Below are 22,959 nucleotides of genomic sequence, written 5' to 3' on the forward strand. Positions count from 1 at the left end.
CGGCGAGGTTGCCGGACGTGATCCGCTTGCGCGACAGGTCGTCCAGCCAGATCGCCACGCCTTCCTCGGAGAGGCGCTTGAGTGCGTCTGTCATGGAAATTGCATCTCCTACGTGTCGTATATGAGCGTCAGCGCTGGGCTGCGGCGATCGATTCCCGGGCCTGGGCCGCCACGTTCTCGGCAGTGAAGCCGAACTCCTGGAAGAGCACCTTGCCGTCGGCCGAAGCACCGAAGTGCTCCAGGGAAACGATGCGTCCGGCGTCTCCCACGTACTTGTGCCAGGTGAGACCGATCCCGGCCTCGACCGCGACCCGCGCCTTCACCGCAGGCGGCAGGACGCTGTCCCGGTACCCCTGGTCCTGCTCCTCGAACCACTCCACACACGGCATGGACACGACCCGGGTCGGCACACCGTCGGCTTCGAGCTGCTCCCGCGCCTCGACGGCGACGTGCACCTCGGAACCGGTCGCGACGAGGATCACCTCGGGCGTCCCGGTGGAGGCCTCGAACAGGACGTAACCCCCCTTGGCCGTGTCCTCGTTGTGCTGGTACGTCGGCACACCCTGCCGGGTCAGCGCCAGGCCGTGCGGGGCGCCCTTGCCGAAGACCTTGGTGTAGCGGCGCAGGATCTCGCGCCAGGCGATCGCGGTCTCGTTGGCGTCGGCCGGACGGACCACGTTCAGGCCCGGGATGGCGCGCAGCGAGGCCAGGTGCTCGACGGGCTGGTGGGTGGGACCGTCCTCGCCCAGACCGATGGAGTCGTGCGTCCACACGTAGGTGACCGGCAGGTGCATCAGCGCGGACAGCCGGACGGCGTTGCGCATGTAGTCGGAGAACACGAGGAACGTGCCGCCGTAGATACGGGTGTTGCCGTGCAGCGCGATGCCGTTCATCTCCGCGGCCATGGAGTGCTCGCGGATACCGAAGTGGATCGTGCGACCGTAGGGGTTCGCCTCCGGCAGCGGGTTGTCCGCCGGCAGGAACGACGAGGTCTTGTCGATCGTCGTGTTGTTCGAGCCCGCCAGGTCGGCGGAGCCGCCCCACAGCTCCGGAACGACCGCGCCGAGCGCCTGCAGGACCTTGCCGGACGCGGCACGGGTCGCGACACCCTTGCCGACCTCGAAGACCGGGAGCTTCTCCTCCCAGCCCTTGGGCAGTTCACCCGCCGCGATCCGGTCGAACTCGGCGGCGCGCTCCGGGTTGTTGCTCCGCCACTCCTGGAAGGACTTCTCCCACTCGGCCTTCGCCTGACGGCTCCGCTCGCCCAGCGCCCGGGTGTGGTCCAGGACCTCGCCGGCGACCTCGAAGGTCTGCTCCGGGTCGAAGCCCAGCACCCGCTTGGTGGCCGCGACCTCGTCGTCGCCGAGCGCCGAGCCGTGCGCGGCCTCGGTGTTCTGGGCGTTCGGGGCGGGCCAGGCGATGATCGAGCGCATCGCGATGAACGACGGCCGGTCGGTGACCCGCTTGGCGGCCTCGATCGCGTCGTAGAGGGCGTGCGGGTCGAGGTCGCCGTCCGGCTTGGCGGCCACCCGCTGCACGTGCCAGCCGTACGCCTCGTACCGCTTGACGGTGTCCTCGGAGACGGCCGTCTCGGTGTCGCCCTCGATGGAGATGTGGTTGTCGTCCCACAGGAGGATGAGGTTGCCGAGCTTCTGGTGACCGGCCAGCGAGGACGCCTCGGCGGAGATGCCCTCCTGGAGGCAGCCGTCACCGGCGATCGCGAAGACGAAGTGGTCGAAGGGGGAGGTGCCCTCAGCGGCCTCCGGGTCGAACAGGCCGCGCTCGTAGCGGGCCGCCATCGCCATGCCCACCGCGTTGGCGACACCCTGCCCCAGCGGGCCGGTCGTCGTCTCCACGCCGGTGGTGTGGCCGTACTCCGGGTGACCCGGGGTCTTGGAGCCCCACGTCCGGAACGACTTCAGGTCGTCCAGCTCCAGGCCGAAACCGGCCAGGTACAGCTGGGTGTAGAGGGTCAGGGACGAGTGGCCGGCGGACAGTACGAAACGGTCCCGGCCCACCCAGTCGGCGTCCGCCGGGTCGTGCCGCATCACCTTCTGGAAGAGGGTGTACGCGGCGGGCGCCAGGCTCATCGCCGTACCGGGATGGCCGTTGCCGACCTTCTGTACGGCGTCGGCGGCCAGGACGCGGGCGGTGTCGACGGCCCGCTGATCCAACTCGGTCCACTCGAGGTCTGTGGTGGTCGGCTTGGTGCTCACCCTGGGTCAGGGCTCCTCTCCACATGTCACGCATGTCGAATCGCCGGTGCACTGAACGCCCCGGCCGCTGTCGAGCCTACCCCTGCGAGTACGTGCGCTTTTTCGAGTCGTTCCAGACGATCGGGAGTCTTCGGCATGCGCCTGTTCACTGGGTCGTTCCGTGTTCGGCAGGTGAATACGGAGCCGCTCGTACGAGTGCTCAATCGAGTGCCCCACGGCTCTTCCCAGCGGGCCGCGCCACACGATCCGACCCCCGCGAAAATCGGGGTATGGGCAACGTCTACAGTGGCGTGGTACGCGCGAGCCTTTACCGGGACTTCACACGGCTGAGGCTTGCTGGGATGTCTCTGTAGGGGTGTGCGTGACGGCCGTCGAATCCCGTCCAGCGGGGGTACTCGGTGCGAGCCAGAGCCCGAGCCACCGGCCGTTCGGGGCCCGTGTCAAGGCGTTCGTAGCTCTGACCAAGCCTCGGATCATCGAGCTGCTGCTCATCACCACGGTTCCGGTGATGTTCCTGGCGCAGCAAGGTGTTCCCGACCTCGGGCTGGTGCTGCTCACCTGCCTCGGCGGGTACCTCTCCGCGGGTGGCGCGAACGCGCTCAACATGTACATCGACCGCGACATCGACGCGCTGATGGACCGCACCTCGCAGCGTCCGCTGGTCACCGGGATGGTCAGCCCGCGCGAGTGCCTCGCCTTCGGCATCACCCTGGCCGTCGTCTCCACCCTGCTGTTCGGCCTCGCGGTCAACTGGCTGTCGGCCTGGCTGTCCCTCGGAGCGCTCCTCTTCTACGTCGTCGTCTACACGATGATCCTCAAGCGCCGTACCTCGCAGAACATCGTGTGGGGCGGGATCGCCGGGTGCCTGCCCGTCCTCATCGGCTGGTCGTCGGTCACCAACTCCCTGTCGTGGGCGCCGGTCATCCTCTTCCTGGTGATGTTCTTCTGGACCCCGCCGCACTACTGGCCGCTGTCCATGAAGGTGCGGGAGGACTACGCCCGGGTGGGCGTCCCGATGCTGCCGGTCGTCGCCTCCAACAAGGTGGTCGCCAAGCAGATCGTGCTCTACAGCTGGCTGATGGTCGGGGTGTCGCTGCTGCTGACGCCGCTCGGCTACACGGGCTGGTTCTACACGGCGGTCGCGCTGCTCGCGGGCGGTTTCTGGCTGTGGGAGGCGCACGGGCTGCAGAACCGGGCCAGGGCCGAGGTCACCGGCGCCAAGCTCAAGGAGATGCGACTGTTCCACTGGTCGATCACCTATGTGTCGATCCTGTTCGTGGCCGTCGCGGTGGACCCCTTCCTGCGCTGACCTCCCCGGACTTCCCGTGACGGGCGGGGTACGTGGTCAAGGCCACCTACCCCGCCCGTCGCCGTTCGATCTACCCGTCGGTAGCATCCTGGCCATGGCAGACACGCAGCAGGTTGACGAGGGCACCGACGCCAAGCAGGCCGCACGTGCCGAGCGCAGGGCGGCCCGCCTCGCCAAGCAGATCGGCGCCTTCGCCAAGGCGCACGGCGGGGCCGAGGGCCAGGTGGCCCACCTCGGGCAGCGCGGCGCCCGCATCGTGCTCGTCGGCGAGGACGGCGGCTGGGGCGACCTGGTGGCCCCGTCGTACGACATCGCCGAGAAGGCCGTGGAGAAGTCCGGGATCACGGTCCACGAAGACTTCGACGGCGAGTTCGCGGCCAAGGTGCGCACCGGCCCGTACGAGTGGAGCCGCATGGCTGGAATCCAGGTGGGCGGACCGAGCAACACCTGACACCCGGTTCACCCGTTAGGACCCGTGGAGGGCCGTAGGAGGACACGGTCCTCGGACGTGGTCCGCTCGCGGGGAGTCCGGATGATCGAAACGCCGTCCCTGGTGGACCAGTACTGCCACGGCGTACTGAGGACGGAGCTGGGTCTCGGCACCTTCGAGGCCCAGCTGGCCCGCTCCGGGGGCCCGCCCGCGCCGGGCACGACGCTCTTCGACACCCAGACCGGTTTCGCGGTACGCCGCTGGTGCCCCCCGCTCCTCGGCCTGGAGACGCACTGTCCGCCCGCCCGGTATCTCGCCCGACGTCGTGAACTCGGCGTAGTGGAGTCGGCCCGGCGCCTGCTGCGCGGCAGCGGCATCACGACGTACCTGGTCGACACCGGTCTGCCCGGCGACCTCACCGGACCCGAGGAACTGGCCGGCACGGCGGCCGCCGACGCTCGCGAGATCGTGCGGCTCGAACCGCTCGCCGAACAGGTCGCCGACACCTCCGGCACCGTCGAGTCCTTCCTCGCCAACCTAGCCGAGTCGGTGCACGGGGCCGCCGTGAACGCCGTGGCCTTCACCTCGGTGGCGGGCGTACGGCACGGACTCGCGCTCGCGCCCGAGCCACCGGGGCCGGGGGAGGTGCGGGGCGCGGCCGGCCGCTGGCTCGCCGGGCGCCGGGTGGGCGGGGAACTGCGCGATCCGGTGCTGCTGCGGCACCTGCTGTGGATCGCCGTCGCCTCCGGCCGGCCCCTCCAGCTCCACGCCGGCCTCGGCGAAGGAGGCCTGCGCATCGACCGCACCGATCCGGTGCTGCTGACGGACTTCGTACGGGCCACGGCCGGGCTGCGCACGGACCTGGTGCTGCTGCACAGCTACCCGTACCACCGGCACGCCGCCCACCTCGCCGGTGTCTTCCCGCATGTGTACGCCGACTCGGGCGCCGCCCTGGTGCGCACCGGCGCCCGGGCCGCGACCGTCCTCGCGGAGATCCTGGAACTCGCCCCGTTCGGCAAGATCCTCTTCTCCAGCGGCGCGCAGGGCCTGCCCGAGTTGCACGTGGTCGGCGCCCGCCTGTTCCGTGAGGCCCTGGGACGGGTGCTGGGCACCTGGGTCAGCGAGGGCGCGTGGTCGCAGGCGGACGCCCAGCGGGTGGCGGGGATGATCGCGGCGGGCAACGCCGGGCGGGTGTACGGGCTGGAGTGACCGCGGTGGCCCGCGGCCGGGGGCTCACGCCCGGGTCAGGGCCGCCTCGGTCGCGGGGCCCGGCAGGTCGGCCTCCGCCTGGGTACGTTCCCGCAGCGCCAGCAGGACCCGCAGGACCGCGATCCACACCAGCGCCGAGCCGAGCATGTGCAGGCCGACCAGGAGCTCGGGGAGGTCCGTGAAGTACTGGACGTAACCGATGACGCCTTGGGCGAGCAGGATCAGGAACAGGTCGCGGGTGCGGTTCAGGGGGGCCTTGGGGGAGTCGACGGCCTTGAGGACGAACCACAGGGCGAACGTCAGCGACACCACGATCCAGGCCAGCACCGCGTGCACCTTGCTCACGGTCTCCCAGTTGATCGGCATCCGGTCGACCTCGCTGGAGTCGCCCGCGTGCGGGCCCGCGCCGGTCACCACCGTGCCGACCAGGATCAACAGGACGGCCGCCGCGATGAGGAACCACACCAGCTGCCGCACCGCCCCACCGACCAGCGGACGGGGCGGCGCGTCACCCTCGCGGGTGCGCTGCCACATCACGGTGCCGATCGCGATCAGGGCCGACGTGGCCACGAAGTGCGCCGCGACCGTGTACGGGTTGAGGCCGACCAGGACCACGATGCCGCCGAGGACGGCGTTGCTCATCACGACCCAGAACTGCGCCCAGCCCAGCCGGGTCAGACCCCGCCGGTAGGGCTTCTGGGACCGCGCGGCGATGATCGCCCAGCCCACCGCGGCGCACAGCACGTACGTCAGCATGCGGTTGCCGAACTCGATGGCGCCGTGGAAGCCCATCTCGCTGGTGGCGGTCAGCGAGTTGTCGGTGCACTTGGGCCAGGTCGGGCAGCCGAGCCCCGAGCCGGTGAGCCGCACCGCGCCACCGGTGACCACGATGACCACCGACATCACGAGCGCGGCGAGTGCCGCCCGCCGGACCGTCCGAGGGGTCGGAGTCCAGCGTTCGGCGATGAAGGCGAGCGGGTTGCGGACGGCCGCTACGGCGTCGGCACGGGTCAGGTTCGGCACGCGTTCCATCGTAGGGGGCCGCTTGTGCACGCTTTCACTAGGGTCCCGGCGGATCCCGGCGGACGGCTACTCCCACCGGAAGAACCGGCCCGCGGCGGCCAGTGCGACGACCGCCCATCCGGCGAGGATCCCCAGGTCGCCCCAGGGGACGCCGGCGCCGTGCTGGAGCACGTCCCGCAGGCCGTCCGACAGGGCCGAGATCGGCAGCAGGGCGAGGACGTCCTGGGCGGCGGACGGGAACTTCTCCAGCGGGACGATCACGCCGCCGCCCACCAGGAGCAGCAGGAAGACCAGGTTGGCGGCGGCCAGGGTCGCCTCCGCCTTGAGCGTGCCCGCCATCAGCAGGCCGAGGCCGGAGAAGGCGGCCGTGCCGAGGACCAGCAGGAGCAGGACGGCGACCGGGTTGCCGTGCGGGGACCAGCCCAGAGCGAGGGCGATCGCCGTGAGGAGGATCACCTGGAGAATCTCGGTGACCAGGACGGAGAGCGTCTTCGCGGTCATCAGGCCCCAGCGGGGCAGCGGGGAGGAGGCGAGGCGCTTCAGGACGCCGTACCGGCGCTCGAAGCCCGTCGCGATGGCCTGGCCCGTGAAGGCCGTGGACATCACGGCCAGTGCCAGGACACCCGGCGCGAGGAAGTCGACGGCCTCGCCGGCACCCGTGTCGACGATGTCCACCGAGCTGAAAAGGAGCAGCAGCAGGGCGGGAATCACGACCGTCAGCAGCAACTGTTCGCCGTTGCGCAGCAGCATCTTCGTCTCCAGGGCGGCCTGGGCGACGATCATGCGGGGGAGCGGCGCGGCCCCCGGCTTCGGCGCGTAGGCGCCGGTGGCGCTGTCGGCGCTGGTGGTAGCGCTGGTCATGACCGCAGCTCCTTGCCCGTGAGCTCCAAAAAGACGTCTTCGAGGGTGTGGCGTTCGACGGAGATCTTCTCCGGCATCACCCCGTGCTGCGCGCACCACGAGGTGACCGTGGCGAGCAGTTGCGGGTCGATCTTGCCGCCGACGCGGTACGAACCCGGCGTCAGCTCGGCCGCCGTGCAGTCCGCCGGGAGTGCCTTGAGGAGGGAGCCGACGTCGAGCCCGGGGCGGCCGCTGAAGCGCAGGGTGTTCTCCGCGCCGCCGCGGCACAGCTCCTCGGGGGAGCCGTGGGCGATGACCCGGCCCGCGTCGATGATCGCGACGTCGTCGGCGAGCTGCTCGGCCTCGTCCATGTAGTGGGTGGTGAGGATCACGGAGACGCCGTCGGCGCGCAGGTCGCGGATCAGGTCCCAGGTGGCGTGGCGGGCCTGCGGGTCGAGGCCGGCGGTCGGCTCGTCCAGGAACACCAGCTCGGGGCGGCCGACGACCGCCATGGCGAGCGCGAGGCGCTGCTGCTGGCCGCCCGACAGCCGCCGGTACGTCGTCCGGCCGCAACTGCCGAGACCCAGCCGCTCGATGAGCGCGTCCACGTCCAGCGGGTGGGCGTGCAGCTTGGCCACATGGCGAAGCATCTCGTCCGCCCGGGCGCCCGAGTACACGCCCCCGGACTGCAGCATCACCCCGATCCTGGGGTGCAGCTCGCGGGCCTGTCGCAGCGGGTCGAGGCCGAGGACACGCACCGTGCCCGAGTCGGGCCTGCGGTACCCCTCGCAGGTCTCGACGGTGGTCGTCTTGCCGGCCCCGTTGGGGCCGAGGACGGCGGTCACACCCGCCCGGGCCACCAGGTCGAGGCCGTCCACCGCGGTCTTCGTGCCGTACCGCTTGACCAAGGCGTGGACCTGGACCACGGGCTCACTTCGCATGGGTCCAGAGTCTAGGTACGCGGGCGACGGTCCAGACCGGCGGGTACGGAATCTCCACCCGGGCCACCCCGGCCCGCCCCCGGCAGGCGCTCCCCGGCAACCGTACCGACCTGGACCCGGCCTCAGATCTCCTCCTCCCGGGACCGGTGCAGCGGCAGCCACCGCCGCGCGTACGCCACCGCGTCCGCCACCGGGAACAGCCGTACGTCGGCCGCGCCCACCCGGCCCCGTACGACGCACCGCGGACCCTCGTCCCGCTCGAAGTCGTGGCCCAGCTCGTCGAACCGGTCCGAGCTGATCGACACCTCGGTCACCTCCTCCCAGCCCGAGCGGCCCGGTCGGCCCACCTTCACCAGCGGCGACGGCACGCGGTACTCGGCGAGGTGGAAGCAGGTGCAGGTGGCGTAGCCGGCGCCGAGCAGCAGCACCCGGGCGCCGAGCTCCTCCAGCTGGGCCAGCGGACTCCGCTCGCCCAGTCGGCAGTCGAGCGCGTGCCCCTCGACGACCTCCGCCGCGCGCGCACCGACGGCGGCGAAGGAGGTCTGCGGATGAGCGCTGCGCAGGGCGCCCGGCCAGATCCGCACGGTCTCGGGGATCACGCCCACCCCGCGGCTGGGCGTGAGCAGGGGGTCGTACCCGGGCATCGTCGCCCGGATGGTCTCCCACCACTCCTGAGGCACCGGCGGGTTGCCCCACTCGGCCGGGTCGGAGAGGTCGCCGGACTGGGTGGGGACCACGAGCGTGCCGTGCGGACCGAGTGCGTCGAGCATTCCCTGGACGACTGCCACGGAGCCGCCGCACACCCAGCCCAGGGAGCTGAGCGAGGAGTGGACCAGGAGGGTCTCGCCGGGGCGGACGCCGGCCTCGGCGAGCTGGGCGGCGAGGGTGCCCCGGGTGACAAGAGAGCCGGTCGGAAGGGGTAAGGGCATGGTCCGGGAGTGTCCCCGACCTGACGTGGCCGCGCCAGCTGTTTGATCGGCCGACGATTGTTCCCGCAGGTCAGATTAGGTGAACCTAAGTGACGCAGGGCACCGCCCGCTCGGCCGGACGTGGCTTGCCTGCCTCCGAGGAATTACGCAACAATGACGTTGTGAAAAACGTCGGCGAGGCTCGGGAGATCCCCACGGGGGCCCCTCAGGAGGAGCTCGCGGCTGGGATGCGGTCGGACCGTTCGACGCGCAACCGGGTCGCGCGATCCATCCTGGACCACGGGCCGTCGACCGTGACCCAGCTGGCCGGACGCCTGGGGCTCACCCCGGCGGCCGTACGCCGGCATCTGGACGCACTGGCCGCCGACGACGTCGTGGAGGCGCGCGAGCAGCGGGTCTACGGAGCGCGTACGCGTGGCCGCCCCGCGAAGGTGTTCGCCCTCACGGACTGCGGTCGCGACGCCTTCGACCAGTCCTACGACAAGCTCGCCGCGGACGCCCTGCGCTTTATCCAGGAGCGGTTCGGCGGGGACGAGGCGGTCGTCGCCTTCGCCCGCGCCAGGATCGCCGAGCAGGCCACCGCCTACCGCCGGGCCGTCGAGGCCGCCGACCCCCACCAGCGGACCGAAGCGCTGGCCAAGGCCCTGAGCGCGGACGGGTACGCTGCTACGGCGCGAAGCGCACCGGTCGGCGAGCAGCTCTGCCAGCACCACTGCCCGGTGGCCCACGTCGCGGAAAAGTTCCCGCAGCTCTGCGAGGCGGAGACCGAGATCTTCTCCCAGCTGCTCGGCACCCACGTCCAGCGACTGGCGACCATCGCGCACGGCGACGGCGTCTGCACGACGTTCATCCCCAAGATTTCCCACACCACTGACCACGCATCTGCTGACAACGCATCTGCAAGCACGGCCGGGAGGAACCCCGCATGACTCTCCCCACGGAGACTGCCCACCCCGAGCTCGAGGGCCTGGGCAAGTACGAATACGGCTGGGCCGACTCCGACACGGCCGGCGCCTCTGCCAAGCGCGGCATCAACGAGGACGTCGTCCGCGACATCTCCGCGAAGAAGAACGAGCCGGAGTGGATGACCAAGCTCCGCCTCAAGGGTCTGCGCCTGTTCGACAAGAAGCCCATGCCGAACTGGGGCTCGGACCTGTCCGGCATCGACTTCGACAACATCAAGTACTTCGTGCGTTCCACGGAGCGGCAGGCGGAGTCCTGGGAGGACCTGCCCGAGGACATCAAGAACACGTACGACAAGCTCGGCATCCCGGAGGCGGAGAAGCAGCGCCTCGTCGCCGGTGTCGCGGCCCAGTACGAGTCCGAGGTCGTCTACCACCAGATCCGCGAGGACCTGGAGGAGCAGGGCGTCATCTTCCTCGACACCGACACGGCCCTCAAGGAGCACCCGGAGCTCTTCAAGGAGTACTTCGGGACCGTCATCCCGGTCGGTGACAACAAGTTCGCGTCGCTGAACACGGCCGTGTGGTCCGGCGGCTCCTTCATCTACGTGCCGAAGGGCGTGCACGTGGAGATCCCGCTCCAGGCCTACTTCCGCATCAACACGGAGAACATGGGCCAGTTCGAGCGGACCCTGATCATCGTCGACGAGGGTGCCTACGTGCACTACGTCGAGGGCTGTACCGCCCCGATCTACAAGAGCGACTCCCTGCACAGCGCGGTCGTCGAGATCATCGTCAAGAAGAACGCCCGCTGCCGTTACACGACCATCCAGAACTGGTCGAACAACGTCTACAACCTGGTCACCAAGCGCGCCGTGGCGTACGAGGGCGCGACCATGGAGTGGATCGACGGCAACATCGGCTCCAAGGTGACGATGAAGTACCCGGCCGTCTACCTGATGGGCGAGCACGCCAAGGGCGAGACCCTCTCCATCGCCTTCGCGGGCGAGGGCCAGCACCAGGACGCCGGCTCCAAGATGGTCCACATGGCGCCGAACACCTCCTCCAACATCGTGTCGAAGTCCGTGGCGCGGGGTGGCGGCCGTACCTCCTACCGCGGTCTCGTCGAGATCGGCGAGGGCGCCCACGGCTCGAAGTCCAACGTGCTGTGCGACGCGCTGCTCGTCGACACCATCTCCCGCTCCGACACGTACCCCTACGTGGACGTCCGTGAGGACGACGTGTCCATGGGCCACGAGGCGACCGTCTCCAAGGTCTCCGAGGACCAGCTCTTCTACCTGATGAGCCGTGGTCTGACCGAGTTCGAGGCGATGGCCATGATCGTGCGCGGCTTCGTCGAGCCCATCGCGAAGGAGCTGCCCATGGAGTACGCCCTCGAGCTCAACCGGCTGATCGAGCTGCAGATGGAAGGCGCGGTCGGCTGACGCCCCGCCCTCCAGGACCAGCTAGCGAAATCTGACGTAGGAAGAGAGCAGACCGACAGCCATGGCTGAGGCTACGAACATCCCGGTGGGATCCACCACCGCGGGCCAGATCGCGGTGGCCGCAGAGTCCACCGTCGCCACGCGCATGAGCGCGCCACCCTCCTTCGACGTGCGGGACTTCCCGGTCCCGCACGGCCGTGAGGAGGAGTGGCGGTTCACCCCGCTGGAGCGGCTGCGCGGGCTGCACGACGGCACCGCGGTCGCCACCGGCGACGGCATGAAGGTCGAGGTCGTGGCGCCCGAGGGCGTCAGGATCGAGACCGTCGGCCGTGACGACGCCCGCCTCGGCCGGGCCGGCACCCCGGCGGACCGCATCGCCGCCCAGGCCTACTCGGCGTTCGAGAAGGCCGGCGTGATCACCGTCCCCAAGGAGACGGTCCTCACCGAGCCGATCCGTATCGCCGTGCACGGCGAGGGCGGGACCGCCTACGCCCACCAGGTCGTCGAGCTCGAAGCCTTCGCCGAGGCCGTCGTCGTCATCGACCACACCGGTGACGCCGTGCTCGCCGCCAACGTCGACTACGTCCTCGGTGACGGCGCCAAGCTGACCGTCGTCTCCGTCCAGGACTGGGACGACAAGGCCGTGCACGTGGGCCAGCACAACGCGCTGATCGGCCGGGACGCCACCTTCAAGTCGTTCGTGGTCACCTTCGGCGGCGACCTGGTACGCCTGCACCCGCGCGTCGCCTACGCCGGCACCGGCGGCGAGGCCGAGCTGTTCGGCCTGTACTTCACGGACGCCGGCCAGCACCAGGAGCACCGCCTCCTGGTCGACCACAACACCCCGCACTGCAAGTCGAACGTCGCCTACAAGGGCGCGCTCCAGGGCGAGGGCGCGCACGCCGTGTGGATCGGCGACGTCCTCATCGAGGCCAAGGCCGAGGGCACCGACACGTACGAGATGAACCGCAACCTGGTTCTCACGGACGGCGCCCGGGTCGACTCGGTGCCGAACCTGGAGATCGAGACCGGCGAGATCGTCGGCGCCGGACACGCCTCGGCGACCGGCCGCTTCGACGACGAGCAGCTCTTCTACCTGATGGCCCGAGGCATCCCGGCCGAAGAGGCCCGACGCCTGGTGGTCCGCGGGTTCTTCGCCGAACTCGTCCAGCAGATCGGTGTCGACGACATCGAAGAGCGCCTCCTCGTGAAGATCGACGAGGAGCTGGAGGCGGCGGTCTGATGGCAGCTTTCGTGCGCGTGTGTGGGCTGGGCGAACTGGAGGATGACACCCCCAAACGGGTGGAACTCGACGGTACGCCGCTGTCCGTCGTCCGTACCGAGGGAGAGGTGTTCGCGATCAACGACATCTGCTCCCACGCGAACGTCTCGCTCTCCGAGGGCGAGGTGGAGGACTGTCAGATCGAGTGCTGGCTGCACGGCTCCAGCTTCGACCTCCGCACCGGCAAACCGTCCGGCCTGCCCGCGACGCGCCCCGTCCCCGTATACCCCGTAAAGATCGAAGGGGACGACGTGCTCGTCTCCCTCACCCAGGAGTCCTGAGGCACCCATGGCAACGCTTGAAATCCGAGACCTGCACGTCACCGTCGAGGTCGAGAACGGCACGAAGGAAATCCTCAAGGGTGTCGACCTCACCGTGAAGCAGGGCGAGACGCACGCCATCATGGGCCCCAACGGCTCCGGCAAGTCGACGCTCGCCTACTCGCTCGCGGGGCACCCGAAGTACACGATCACCGGCGGCACCGTGCTGCTCGACGGCGAGGACGTCCTGGAGATGTCCGTCGACGAGCGGGCCCGCGCGGGCCTGTTCCTGGCGATGCAGTACCCGGTCGAGGTCCCCGGCGTCTCCGTCTCCAACTTCCTGCGCACCTCCGCCACCGCGGTCCGCGGCGAGGCCCCCAAGCTGCGTACCTGGGTGAAGGAGGTCAAGGAGGCCATGGAGCGCCTCAACATGGACCCGGCCTTCGCCGAGCGCAACGTGAACGAGGGCTTCTCCGGCGGTGAGAAGAAGCGCCACGAGATCCTTCAGTTGGAGCTCCTCAAGCCGAAGGTCGCGATCCTCGACGAGACCGACTCCGGCCTGGACGTCGACGCGCTGCGGGTCGTCTCCGAGGGCGTCAACCGCGTCCGCGAGACCGGCGAGGTCGGCACCCTGCTGATCACGCACTACACGCGCATCCTGCGCTACATCAAGCCCGACCACGTGCACGTCTTCTCCGGCGGTCGGATCGTCGAGTCCGGCGGCGCCGAGCTCGCCGACAAGCTGGAGAACGAGGGCTACGAGGCCTACGCGAAGCTCGACCGAGCCGACTCGAAGGGTGGCGCATCCGAGTGACACTGCTGCCGGGCCTCCTCGACACAGAGGCGATCCGCAAGGACTTCCCCATCCTGGACCGTCAGGTCCACGACGGTCAGAAGCTCGTGTACCTGGACAACGCGGCCACCTCGCAGAAGCCGCGCCAGGTACTCGACGCCCTGAACGAGTACTACGAGCGCTACAACGCCAACGTCCACCGCGGTGTGCATGTGCTCGCCGAGGAGGCCACGGCGCTGTACGAGGGCGCGCGTGACAAGGTCGCCGAGTTCATCAACGCGCCGAGCCGCGACGAGGTGATCTTCACCAAGAACGCCTCCGAGTCGCTCAACCTCGTGGCGAACATGCTGGGCTGGGCCGACGAGCCCTACCGCGTGGACTCCGAGACCGAGATCGTCATCACGGAGATGGAGCACCACTCCAACATCGTGCCGTGGCAGCTGCTGGCGCAGCGCACCGGTGCGAAGCTGAAGTGGTTCGGTCTGAGCGACGACGGCCGCCTCGACCTCTCCAACATCGAGGAGATCATCACCGAGAAGACGAAGATCGTCTCCTTCGTGCTGGTCTCCAACATCCTGGGGACGGTCAACCCGGTCGAGGCGATAGTGCGCCGCGCCCAGGAAGTCGGCGCGCTGGTCTGCATCGACGCCTCGCAGGCCGCGCCGCACATGCCGATGGACGTGCAGGCCCTGCAGGCCGACTTCGTGGCCTTCACCGGCCACAAGATGTGCGGCCCGACCGGCATCGGCGTCCTCTGGGGCCGCCAGGAACTCCTCGAGGACCTGCCTCCGTTCCTCGGCGGCGGCGAGATGATCGAGACGGTGTCGATGCACTCGTCGACGTACGCTCCCGCGCCGCACAAGTTCGAGGCGGGCACCCCGCCGATCGCGCAGGCGGTCGGTCTGGGCGCGGCCATCGACTACCTGTCCGCGATCGGCATGGACAAGGTCCTCGCCCACGAGCACGCGCTCACCGAGTACGCGGTGAAGAAGCTCGGCGAGGTCCCGGGCCTCAGGATCATCGGCCCGACGACGGCCGAGGACCGGGGAGCGGCGATCTCCTTCACGCTCGGCGACATCCACCCGCACGACGTGGGCCAGGTCCTCGACGAGCAGGGCATCGCGGTACGCGTGGGTCACCACTGCGCACGCCCGGTCTGCCTGCGGTACGGAATTCCTGCGACCACGCGAGCGTCGTTCTATCTGTACTCCACTCCGACCGAGATCGATGCTCTGGTCGACGGGCTGGAGCACGTACGGAACTTCTTCGGCTGAGGGGCTGGCGAGCGATCGCATGAAGCTGGATTCGATGTACCAGGAAGTCATCCTGGACCACTACAAGCACCCGCACGGGCGTGGTCTCCGGGACGGCGACGCCGAGGTGCACCACGTCAACCCGACGTGCGGCGACGAGATCACCCTGCGCGTGAAGTACGACGGCACGACGATCAGTGACGTCTCCTACGAGGGTCAGGGCTGCTCGATCAGCCAGGCCTCGGCCTCCGTGCTGAACGACCTGCTCGTCGGCAAGCAGCTCACCGAGGCGCAGAAGATCCAGGAGACCTTCCTGGAGCTGATGCAGTCCAAGGGCCGCATCGAACCGGACGACGCGATGGAGGAGGTCCTGGAGGACGCGGTCGCGTTCGCCGGGGTCTCGAAGTACCCCGCCCGGGTGAAGTGCGCGCTGCTGAGCTGGATGGCCTGGAAGGACGCGACGGCCCAGGCCCTGGGCGAGGCCGACGCCGAAAGGAAGACCGCATGAGCGAGACCATCGAGATGAAGCCGGCCTCGGAGGAAGAGGTCCGAGAGGCCCTGTACGACGTCGTCGACCCCGAGCTGGGCATCGACGTCGTCAACCTCGGCCTGATCTACGGCATTCACATCGACGACGCGAACATCGCGACCATCGACATGACCCTGACCTCGGCGGCCTGTCCGCTGACGGACGTCATCGAGGACCAGGCCAAGTCCGCCACGGACGGCCTCGTCAACGAGCTCCGCATCAACTGGGTGTGGATGCCGCCGTGGGGTCCGGACAAGATCACGGACGATGGGCGGGAGCAGCTTCGGGCGCTCGGGTTCAACGTCTGAGCCCGTCCGTACGGACATGCGGTGGCCCCCGGCATTTGACGTGCCGGGGGCCACTGGTGTGCCGGGGCTCAGCCCCTCCACTGCTGTGCCGGGGTTCAGGCCAGCCCGTCCACCAGGCGGAACGCCGAGTCCGACCGGTACCCGCTGTCGTACTGGTACGGATCCAGACGCACGCTGAAGTTCCTGTGGCGCAGGAAACGGCCGGGGTAGTTCACCGACTCCAGCATGACCGCGCCGGACACCGCGGAGGTGCGCGGGCAGAACGTGGCGTCCTGCTTGAAGAGTCCGGAACCGTCGTTGTGTTCCGCGCGCAGGACGAACTCGCGGTGGCGCAGGTAGGAGCCGCCGGGGGTGGCGAAGGAGTAACAGGAGGCGTCGGCGAGGCCCTTGACCAGTTCGAAGGTGGCGTCCCGGCGGGCCGAGGAGTAGGTCACCTGGTCGAGTCCGACGTAACTGCCCTTGACGTGCCAGTAGCGGTCCGGGTAGTTGACCGAGCGGACCGAACGCCAGGTGGTCGACGGCTTGGGGGCGGACGACGTGGGGTGCGAAGCGGGGGCCTTGGGCCGGTGGGCCGGTGGGGAGGAGGCCGAACCCCGCGGCTTCGGGGAGGTCGTGGCGCTGGGCCGGGCGGAGGGTGAGCCGCTCTTCCTGCCCGAGGGCGCGGACGGTGCCGCCGCGCTGCTGGGGGAGTTGCTGGCGTAGGAGATCAGGCCCGGGCCGCTCGTATCCGCAGCCGGTCTTGCGTCCTTGACGGGCGACTTGGCTTCGGTGCGCTGGTCCGTCAGGGCGACCGCCGTCACGCAGGTGACGACGGTTGCTATGGCCAGCGCGCCGGCCAGCCACAGCCGACGTGTTCCCGGTACCCGGGAGGTGTCCGGAACCCAGCCGTTCTCCCAGGGGGAGTTCGACGGGGGCCGGGACTTGCTTTGTGGCATGCGAGGTTCCTCCAGCGTCGCCCGAGGCGACGACTGCGGCACGTAATGGGGAAGTAAGTGAACGGTGAAACAGTAGTGGAGCAGGTGACTCCACGGCAGGGGTTCGAAGCGAGCCGTTTCCACATCGTGTCCAGGTCCAATTACCGGAAATCGGCGATCACTTGGACAAGCAGGCACACCTCGATCCGCCCGTCCTCCCGTCGATGTGTACGCCCGTACACATGGGATATCTGTTGCTTGGGCGGGGCACCACGTACCACTTCCGGACACGCTCGCCGCGTCCCGGTGGTCGCCAGATGCCCCCTCCCGGGCCGACCGCCCGGCCCCTGAGACGTACCGTTCGCTGGTTGGCCTCGGCGGGCTCCCGCCGGTTAGGTTGCCCTCATGACCGACACGACTGCTCCTCGTACCACCGGCGCCGTTGCCGCCGGGCTTGCCACCGTCGCCGCCGACGGCACCGTTCTCGACACCTGGTTCCCCGCGCCGGAGCTCACCGCCGACGCCGGTCCGTCCGGCACGGAGCGGCTGTCCGTCGAGCGGGCCGTCGAGCTGCTCGGTGAGGGCGCCGCCAAGGCGGTCGGACCGGATGCCCGTCGGCACGTCGAGGTGGTCGCGGTCCGCACGGTCATCTCCTCCCTGGACGCCAAGCCGATCGACGCCCACGACGTCTACCTGCGGCTTCACCTCCTCTCGCACCGGCTGGTCCAGCCGCACGGGCAGAGCCTGGACGGCATCTTCGGCTTCCTCGCCAACGTCGCCTGGACCTCGCTCGGCCCGGTCGCCGTCGACGACGTCGAGAAGGCGCGGCTGAACGCCCGCGCCGAGGGACTGCACCTCCAGGTGACGTCCGTCGACAAGTTCCCGCGGATGACGGACTACGTCGCCCCCAAGGGCGTCCGGATCGCCGACGCGGACCGCGTGCGGCTCGGCGCGCACCTCGCCGAGGGCACCACCGTGATGCACGAGGGCTTCGTCAACTTCAACGCGGGCACCCTCGGCACGTCGATGGTCGAGGGACGCATCTCCGCGGGCGTCGTGGTCGGCGACGGGTCCGACATCGGCGGTGGCGCCTCCACCATGGGCACGCTGTCCGGCGGCGGCAACGTCCGGATCACCATCGGCGAGCGCTGCCTGATCGGCGCGGAGGCGGGCGTGGGCATCGCGCTCGGTGACGAGTGTGTCGTCGAGGCCGGGCTGTACGTCACCGCCGGGACGCGGGTGACCATGCCCGACGGGCAGATCGTCAAGGCCCGTGAGCTGTCCGGCGCCTCCAACATCCTGTTCCGCCGCAACTCGGTCACCGGCACGGTCGAGGGCCGCCCGAACAACGCGGTCTGGGGCGGCCTGAACGACATCCTGCACAGCCACAACTGACGCAGACGTGCCGCAGATCGGTGACGGGTCCTCCCCGGAGCTGATCGCGGCCGGCCGTCGATGAGGCCGGGGCCCGTACCGCACGCACCAGCGGTACGGGTCCCGGCCCTTCTCGTGCCGGAGTTCCGAGAATTCTCCGCCGGGGTGGCATAGCGGCGGGGCACCGGGCGCGTCACAAGGGGCACAGGGGCGGGACACAGGGGCCGCCGGGGGAAGAGAAGGTGACGATGGATGCCGCGCAGCTGGAGAGTTTCCGGGAGTTCGTGGACAACAGGTCGTCGGCGCTGCTGAAGACGGCGGTGCTGCTGTGCGGGGGAGACCGGCACGCCGGAGAGGATCTGCTGCAGAGCGCGCTGGCCAAGGCGGCCGGCAAGTGGCAGCGGATCGATGAGCCCGAGGCCTACGTACGACGGATCCTCTACCGCCAGCAGGTCAGCCGCTGGCGGCTGAAGTGGCGCGGGCGGGAGGTCACCGTCGCCCAGCCTCCCGAGGCGGGCGCGGGCACCGTGGACGCGGCGGCGGCGGCCGACCTGCGCGTCGTGATGCGCGACGCGCTGTCCCGGCTCACCGCACGGCAGCGGACCGTGCTGGTGCTGCGCTACTTCGAGGACCTGCCCGAGGCCGAGGTGGCGCGGCTGCTGGGCTGCTCGGTCGGCACCGTCCGGTCCACCACCCACCGCTCCCTGGCCCGGCTGCGCACGCTCGCGCCCGAACTGGCCGCCCTGGGTCCGCCGGCCGCCGGCCGGCCGCCGTCCCGTGACTTCTCGCCCGTGGAGGTGCGTCCATGAACGTCGAGGAACTCGTGCGCGATGCCCTGCGCGAGCAGGCCGCAGAACAGGCTCCGGCGCGGACCGGGTTCGCCGACCGGGTGCTGGCGGTCCGCCGGCGCCGGCGCACCCGCGGCTTCGTGGCCGTGGCGACGGCCACCGCCGCCGTGGTCGCCGTCGCCGTGGGCGTACCGCTGCTGGACTCCGGCAAGGACGACGTGCACCCCGCCGGAATCATCCAGCAGGGCGGCGTCAACGCCCACCCGGACCAGTCGCCGCCGCGCGACCTGATCGGGGCCGGAGAGGCGGTCATGGCCGCGTACTACACGGAGAAGATCCACTACACGTCCGCCGACAAGGGCACCGCCGTGCGCACCTACTGGCTGCTCGACCCGAAGACCGGGACGTACGAGAAGGATCCCCGGTGGTCCTTCGTCGCCGTCGCCCCGGGCCTGCGGACCGCCGCCGTGCTGGAGAAGAACCTGCCCGCCGACCGGATCGGCCTGCTCGACCTCGCGACGGGCAAGGTCGAGCGGTGGATCCAGGTCGAGCACGGCGTCGGCGGGCTCGCGTTCTCCTCCGACGGCAGCAGGCTCGTCGCGACGACCTACGACCGGAACCCCGATGGGCGCGAGAAGGTGAAGTCGACCGTGGACGGCAAGGAATCAGGGCCGTTGGAGTCGGTGTACCGCGACGCGATCCGGTCCGGTTTCCACATCCTCGACGTGACCTCCGGACAGAGCGGCCCCTGGGTCCCGGTCGCCCGCGATCGCGACATCATCGGCCGCAAGGACTTCTCCTTCAGCCGGGCAGGCGACCGGGTGTACTCGCAGATCATCGGCGGCCGGGACGGCATGCAGCAGTTCTACGACCTCAAGGGCGCCAAGGCCCCCGCGCCCGCCAACGAACGCCACCTGCGGTCGGACGTCGGCGCGCGGCTGTCCCCGAACGGCAGGCTCGCCGCCCTCGGCCTGGAGAAGGAGGTCCCCGGATCCCCCGGCAAGTCGTACTCCTCGATCCGTGATCCCCTGACGGACAAGGAGATCACCACGGTGCGCGGCGGCCAGCTGCTCGCCTGGGTCGACGACAAGCGGCTCATCGGCTGGGAGCGCGTGACGAGCCTGGAGGAGGCCTACCGCGCCCAGCTGGTCCTGGTCACCATCGGCAGCGACAAGGTCGTACCGCTGAGCGGGGTCCGCGAGCCGAGCGACAGCACCGACCGCCAGGAGTGGGAGCCCGTCTTCGCCCGCCGCTGATCAGCCGGCGGTGAGCGACTCGTACGCCGCCAGCAGCCCGTCGACCGCCTCGCGGCCGGCGGGCCGCAGCGGCGCGCGGACGGGGCCCGTCGGCAGGCCGAGCTCGCGCAGGAGCGCCTTGGCGGTGACGGCACCGGGCAGGCCCGCCGCCATCATCAGTTCGATGAGCGGCGTGGCGCGTTGCTGGAGGCGGGCGGACACGGGGGTGTCGCCCGCCTCGAACGCGTCCAGGACCGCTCGCAGGTGAGCCGGTACGACGTTCGCGACGGTGCTGATGTAACCGGCGCCGCCCACCGCGTACAGGGCGAGGTTGTGCTCGTCGCAGCCCGCGTAGTACGCCAAGTCGGTGCGGGAGATGACCTTTTGGGCGGCCAGGAAGTCGTGGGAGCAGTCCTTGACCGCCACGATCCGGGGGTGTGCGGCCAGGCGGAGCAGGGTGTCCGGCTCGATGCGGGTGCCGGTGCGGCCGGGGACGTCGTAGAGCGCCAGCGGCAGGCCACAGGCGTCGGCGACCTCCCGGAAGTGGGCCTCGACGGCGTCCTGCGGGGGCTTGCTGTAGTAGGGGGCGACGACCAACAGGCCGTCGGCGCCCGCCTTCTCGGCCGCCAGGGCCAGTTCGATCGTGTGCCGGGTGTCGAACGTGCCCACACCCGCCACGATCGAGGCCCGGCCGCCGACGGCCTCACGTACGGCCGTGATCAGGGCGGCCTTCTCCGTGTCCGTGGTGGTCGGCGACTCGCCCGTGGTGCCGGACAGCACCAGCCCGTCGCAGCCGTCCGCCACCAGCCGGTCGGCGAGCCGCCGCGCGCCGTCGAGATCGAGCGCGCCGGCCTCGGTGAAAGGGGTGATCATGGCGCAGAGGGTGCGGCCGAAAGGCCGGGAGGTGGTCATGGGGGTAGTCTCGCCCCATCGACAGTGAAGCTCTACTTAATTTTTCTACGAGGTATGTGTAAGTGATACTGACAGGCCTGCCCGGCGGCCCGCGCCGCGCAGGCCCTATGTGCAAGTCCGCCCCACATGGGTCACCATGGCCAGTACGGTCATAGGCCCCTGTGTATGGGAGGCGTCATGAAGCTCGGCAAGGCACTCGCCAGCGGAGTCGCGGAAGAACGGCCGCAGGTCCAGGAGGAGGAGGTCGAACTCCCCGAGGAGATCACGGACCTGAAGGAACCCGAAGAGGCTCCGGCCGCCCGATGAGGCTGCGGCTCCCCGAGGAACGCCCGACGGAGCCGCCGACCGGATACAAGATCGCCCACCCGGTGCTGTCCCACGACGGCGTCCGGGCCGGGTTCACCGGGGTGTCGCTCGGTGGCGCGCTGCCCTACGGGGTCGTGGCCGACGCGTCCTGCGTCTACGGCCTGCGGCACCGGGTACCGCACCGCCGGTGCGACTGCGGCTTCCACTGCGTGCACGACCGCACGGCGGCCGAGGCGCTGCTGTGCACCGCCGAGCACCGCACGGCCGTGCTGCTGGAGGTGTCCGTGCTCGGCCGCTACCTCCGCTTCGAACGCGGCTTCCGCTACGCCCGGCAGCGCGTCCGTACGGCGACCGTCGGCCCCTGCGCCTGCGGCACGGCTGCCTCCGCCCTGGCCGACGCCGGCTGGGGCCGCCCGGGCCGGCTGGCGCTCGCCCCCGCCTGTGCGGGCTGCCTGCGCGGCCGTACGTCTCTCTCGCTCGCCGCCTTCGCCCGGCTGGCCGGAGACGGCCTGCGCGTGGTGGCCGGCACCGGCACCCTCCTGCGGACCGCCGACCTCGGCGTGGCCGAGGGGCTGGGGGTGCCGGAACTCACCGCCGAGGCGGCCCTGTTGCAGGCGCGACTGGACTGGTTCCAGGCGCAGCTGGCCCGACTGGGCGAGCAGGGCTCCGGCGCCGGTCCGCAGCGGTAGCGGGGGAGCGGCGCAGGGGTAAGCGGGGACGGGCAGGGGTACCCGGGAGTTCCCAGACCGAGAGGAGGCGGAACCGTGACCGGGACCATGACCCCCAGGCCAGCACACGACGAACACCACTCGGTGGGCGAGCTCGTCGGACAGGCCACCGAACAGCTCTCCCGGCTCGTACGACAGGAAGTGGCACTCGCCAAGGTCGAACTGGCCGAGAAGGGCCGTCGCGCGGGACGAGGCGGCGGGCTGATCGGCGCCGCGGGCGCCGTCGGCTACGCCGGCTTTCTCGCCCTCGCCGGCACGGGCGCCGCCGCGCTCTCGCTGGTGCTGCCCGTGTGGGCCGCGGCACTGATCGTGACGGGCGTGCTGTTCGCCCTCGCGGCGGTACTCGCGGCGACCGGCCGCGCACAGCTGCGCCGCGCCACGCCGCCCACGCCCGAGCGGGCCCTCGGCAGCGTGAAGGCCGACGTCGAGGAGATCAGGGAAAGGGCGCACCGATGACGGACATGGACAAGCCGGCGAACGATCACGGCTCGGGTGACGAGGCGCCGCGGCAGGGCGGTGCCAAGGGGCCCGACGAACTGCGCCGGGAGATCGAGCGGACTCGCGGTGAACTCGGTGACACCGTCGAGGAGTTGGCCGGAAAGGCCGACGTCAAGGGCCGTGCCCGGGCCAGGGCCGCCGACCTGCGTGACAAGGCCGGCGCGATGACGGTCCAGCTGCGCAGCACGGCGGCGCAGACCGGTCACACGGTCCAGGAGAAGGCCCACGCCGTGGAGCACGGCCTCCAGCACCGGGCCCACACCGTGGAACACAACCTTCCCGTCCCGGTCCGCAACGCGGTCCAGACGGGCCGCCGCCATCCCCGTCCGGTGCTGGTCGCCGGGGTGGCGGTGGGAGCGGGCGCGGTCGTCGCGGTCGGGGTGTTGCGGCGGCGCCGTCACGGACGGTGAGCGCGACGTGGCGAGGCGCCGCTGTCGCCCCGATGGCCACAGCGGCGCCTGCGTCCGGCGTCAGCCCCCGAGTCCGTCACTTGACCTGAATCTTGGTCGAGGTTGAAGAGTGGTCGGTGCGCGCA

Annotated in this window: 25 protein-coding genes; 18 read left to right on the forward strand and 7 right to left on the reverse strand. The window is 70.3% G+C overall.

Features of this window, described 5'->3' with window-relative positions:
- Nucleotides 1-128 precede the first annotated feature (128 nt).
- On the reverse strand, nt 129-2,216 hold the full coding sequence (gene tkt / locus ABZ027_RS37050; RefSeq protein WP_356776323.1) for a transketolase: 2,088 nt from the start codon (nt 2,214-2,216) through the stop codon (nt 129-131).
- Nucleotides 2,217-2,571: 355 nt separating this feature from the next.
- Here tkt and ABZ027_RS37055 point away from each other — a divergent pair, with 355 nt between their 5' ends.
- The 3 genes from ABZ027_RS37055 (at nt 2,572) to ABZ027_RS37065 (ending at nt 5,164) form a co-directional block, all read left to right on the forward strand.
- Nucleotides 2,572-3,525 carry a heme o synthase gene (locus ABZ027_RS37055; protein ID WP_356776325.1) on the forward strand — a complete coding sequence of 318 codons (954 nt, stop codon included), beginning with the start codon at nt 2,572-2,574 and terminating at the stop codon, nt 3,523-3,525.
- A gap of 94 nt (nt 3,526-3,619) precedes the next feature.
- Nucleotides 3,620-3,976: a hypothetical protein gene (locus tag ABZ027_RS37060; RefSeq protein WP_356776327.1), complete on the forward strand. Its 357-nt coding sequence runs from the start codon at nt 3,620-3,622 to the stop codon at nt 3,974-3,976.
- 81 nt (nt 3,977-4,057) lie between these two features.
- Nucleotides 4,058-5,164, forward strand: coding sequence for an amidohydrolase family protein (locus tag ABZ027_RS37065; protein WP_356776329.1), 1,107 nt, complete (start codon nt 4,058-4,060; stop codon nt 5,162-5,164).
- 24 nt (nt 5,165-5,188) lie between these two features.
- Here the strand turns inward: ABZ027_RS37065 and ABZ027_RS37070 are convergent, their stop codons facing one another.
- From ABZ027_RS37070 to ABZ027_RS37085, 4 genes are all read right to left on the reverse strand, one after another.
- The gene (locus ABZ027_RS37070) at nt 5,189-6,196 is read right to left on the reverse strand and encodes a COX15/CtaA family protein (RefSeq protein WP_356776331.1); all 1,008 of its coding nucleotides are present in this window, start codon (nt 6,194-6,196) and stop codon (nt 5,189-5,191) included.
- Nucleotides 6,197-6,253: 57 nt separating this feature from the next.
- The gene (locus ABZ027_RS37075) at nt 6,254-7,048 is read right to left on the reverse strand and encodes an ABC transporter permease (RefSeq protein ID WP_356776333.1); all 795 of its coding nucleotides are present in this window, start codon (nt 7,046-7,048) and stop codon (nt 6,254-6,256) included.
- Nucleotides 7,045-7,968 carry an ABC transporter ATP-binding protein gene (locus tag ABZ027_RS37080; protein WP_356776335.1) on the reverse strand — a complete coding sequence of 308 codons (924 nt, stop codon included), beginning with the start codon at nt 7,966-7,968 and terminating at the stop codon, nt 7,045-7,047. The genes ABZ027_RS37075 and ABZ027_RS37080 overlap by 4 nt, the downstream gene beginning before the upstream one ends.
- Nucleotides 7,969-8,090: 122 nt before the next feature.
- On the reverse strand, nt 8,091-8,897 hold the full coding sequence (locus tag ABZ027_RS37085; protein WP_356776337.1) for an AAC(3) family N-acetyltransferase: 807 nt from the start codon (nt 8,895-8,897) through the stop codon (nt 8,091-8,093).
- Between the two features lie 161 nt (nt 8,898-9,058).
- On the opposite strand from ABZ027_RS37085, the gene ABZ027_RS37090 reads away from it, so the two are divergent.
- The 8 genes from ABZ027_RS37090 to ABZ027_RS37125 all read left to right on the forward strand — a co-directional run bounded on the left by ABZ027_RS37090 (nt 9,059) and on the right by ABZ027_RS37125 (nt 15,669).
- On the forward strand, nt 9,059-9,826 hold the full coding sequence (locus ABZ027_RS37090) for a metalloregulator ArsR/SmtB family transcription factor (protein ID WP_356776339.1): 768 nt from the start codon (nt 9,059-9,061) through the stop codon (nt 9,824-9,826).
- Nucleotides 9,823-11,244: a Fe-S cluster assembly protein SufB gene (gene sufB, locus ABZ027_RS37095; RefSeq protein WP_356776341.1), complete on the forward strand. Its 1,422-nt coding sequence runs from the start codon at nt 9,823-9,825 to the stop codon at nt 11,242-11,244. Before ABZ027_RS37090 ends, sufB begins: the two co-directional genes overlap by 4 nt.
- A gap of 61 nt (nt 11,245-11,305) precedes the next feature.
- Nucleotides 11,306-12,487, forward strand: a complete 1,182-nt coding sequence (gene sufD / locus ABZ027_RS37100) for a Fe-S cluster assembly protein SufD (RefSeq protein WP_356776343.1) — start codon at nt 11,306-11,308, stop codon at nt 12,485-12,487.
- Nucleotides 12,487-12,807, forward strand: a complete 321-nt coding sequence (locus ABZ027_RS37105) for a non-heme iron oxygenase ferredoxin subunit (protein ID WP_356776345.1) — start codon at nt 12,487-12,489, stop codon at nt 12,805-12,807. Before sufD ends, ABZ027_RS37105 begins: the two co-directional genes overlap by 1 nt.
- Before the next feature lie 7 nt (nt 12,808-12,814).
- Nucleotides 12,815-13,600: a Fe-S cluster assembly ATPase SufC gene (sufC, locus tag ABZ027_RS37110; protein ID WP_356776347.1), complete on the forward strand. Its 786-nt coding sequence runs from the start codon at nt 12,815-12,817 to the stop codon at nt 13,598-13,600.
- A complete protein-coding gene (locus ABZ027_RS37115) occupies nt 13,597-14,853 on the forward strand; it encodes a cysteine desulfurase (protein WP_356776349.1) in 1,257 nt (418 codons plus the stop codon). The genes sufC and ABZ027_RS37115 overlap by 4 nt, the downstream gene beginning before the upstream one ends.
- A 19-nt stretch (nt 14,854-14,872) precedes the next feature.
- Complete coding sequence (sufU, locus tag ABZ027_RS37120) at nt 14,873-15,340, forward strand: Fe-S cluster assembly sulfur transfer protein SufU (RefSeq protein ID WP_356776351.1); 468 nt, start codon at nt 14,873-14,875, stop codon at nt 15,338-15,340.
- Nucleotides 15,337-15,669 carry a metal-sulfur cluster assembly factor gene (locus ABZ027_RS37125; RefSeq protein ID WP_030612912.1) on the forward strand — a complete coding sequence of 111 codons (333 nt, stop codon included), beginning with the start codon at nt 15,337-15,339 and terminating at the stop codon, nt 15,667-15,669. Before sufU ends, ABZ027_RS37125 begins: the two co-directional genes overlap by 4 nt.
- Nucleotides 15,670-15,764: 95 nt before the next feature.
- On the opposite strand, the gene ABZ027_RS37130 is transcribed toward ABZ027_RS37125, so the two are convergent.
- A complete protein-coding gene (locus tag ABZ027_RS37130) occupies nt 15,765-16,604 on the reverse strand; it encodes an AbfB domain-containing protein (RefSeq protein ID WP_356776353.1) in 840 nt (279 codons plus the stop codon).
- 384 nt (nt 16,605-16,988) lie between these two features.
- Between ABZ027_RS37130 and dapD the strand changes: the two genes are divergently transcribed.
- The 3 genes from dapD to ABZ027_RS37145 all read left to right on the forward strand — a co-directional run bounded on the left by dapD (nt 16,989) and on the right by ABZ027_RS37145 (nt 20,001).
- A complete protein-coding gene (dapD, locus tag ABZ027_RS37135) occupies nt 16,989-17,978 on the forward strand; it encodes a 2,3,4,5-tetrahydropyridine-2,6-dicarboxylate N-succinyltransferase (protein ID WP_356776355.1) in 990 nt (329 codons plus the stop codon).
- Between the two features lie 227 nt (nt 17,979-18,205).
- Nucleotides 18,206-18,766: a SigE family RNA polymerase sigma factor gene (locus ABZ027_RS37140; RefSeq protein ID WP_356776357.1), complete on the forward strand. Its 561-nt coding sequence runs from the start codon at nt 18,206-18,208 to the stop codon at nt 18,764-18,766.
- Entirely contained in the window at nt 18,763-20,001 is a 1,239-nt protein-coding gene (locus tag ABZ027_RS37145) for a WD40 repeat domain-containing protein (protein WP_356776359.1), read from the forward strand. The genes ABZ027_RS37140 and ABZ027_RS37145 overlap by 4 nt, the downstream gene beginning before the upstream one ends.
- On the opposite strand, the gene dapA is transcribed toward ABZ027_RS37145, so the two are convergent.
- Nucleotides 20,002-20,892: a 4-hydroxy-tetrahydrodipicolinate synthase gene (gene dapA, locus ABZ027_RS37150; protein ID WP_356776361.1), complete on the reverse strand. Its 891-nt coding sequence runs from the start codon at nt 20,890-20,892 to the stop codon at nt 20,002-20,004.
- 177 nt (nt 20,893-21,069) lie between these two features.
- Between dapA and ABZ027_RS37155 the strand changes: the two genes are divergently transcribed.
- The 4 genes from ABZ027_RS37155 (at nt 21,070) to ABZ027_RS37170 (ending at nt 22,834) form a co-directional block, all read left to right on the forward strand.
- Nucleotides 21,070-21,198, forward strand: coding sequence for a hypothetical protein (locus tag ABZ027_RS37155; protein ID WP_356776362.1), 129 nt, complete (start codon nt 21,070-21,072; stop codon nt 21,196-21,198).
- Complete coding sequence (locus ABZ027_RS37160; protein WP_356776364.1) at nt 21,195-21,887, forward strand: hypothetical protein; 693 nt, start codon at nt 21,195-21,197, stop codon at nt 21,885-21,887. The genes ABZ027_RS37155 and ABZ027_RS37160 overlap by 4 nt, the downstream gene beginning before the upstream one ends.
- A 75-nt stretch (nt 21,888-21,962) precedes the next feature.
- Nucleotides 21,963-22,382: a phage holin family protein gene (locus ABZ027_RS37165; protein ID WP_356776366.1), complete on the forward strand. Its 420-nt coding sequence runs from the start codon at nt 21,963-21,965 to the stop codon at nt 22,380-22,382.
- A gap of 5 nt (nt 22,383-22,387) precedes the next feature.
- A complete protein-coding gene (locus ABZ027_RS37170; protein ID WP_356776407.1) occupies nt 22,388-22,834 on the forward strand; it encodes a DUF3618 domain-containing protein in 447 nt (148 codons plus the stop codon).
- Nucleotides 22,835-22,959 lie beyond the last annotated feature (125 nt).

Source organism: Streptomyces sp. NPDC006332 (assembly GCF_040612855.1).
Taxonomy (GTDB): Bacteria; Actinomycetota; Actinomycetes; order Streptomycetales; family Streptomycetaceae; genus Streptomyces.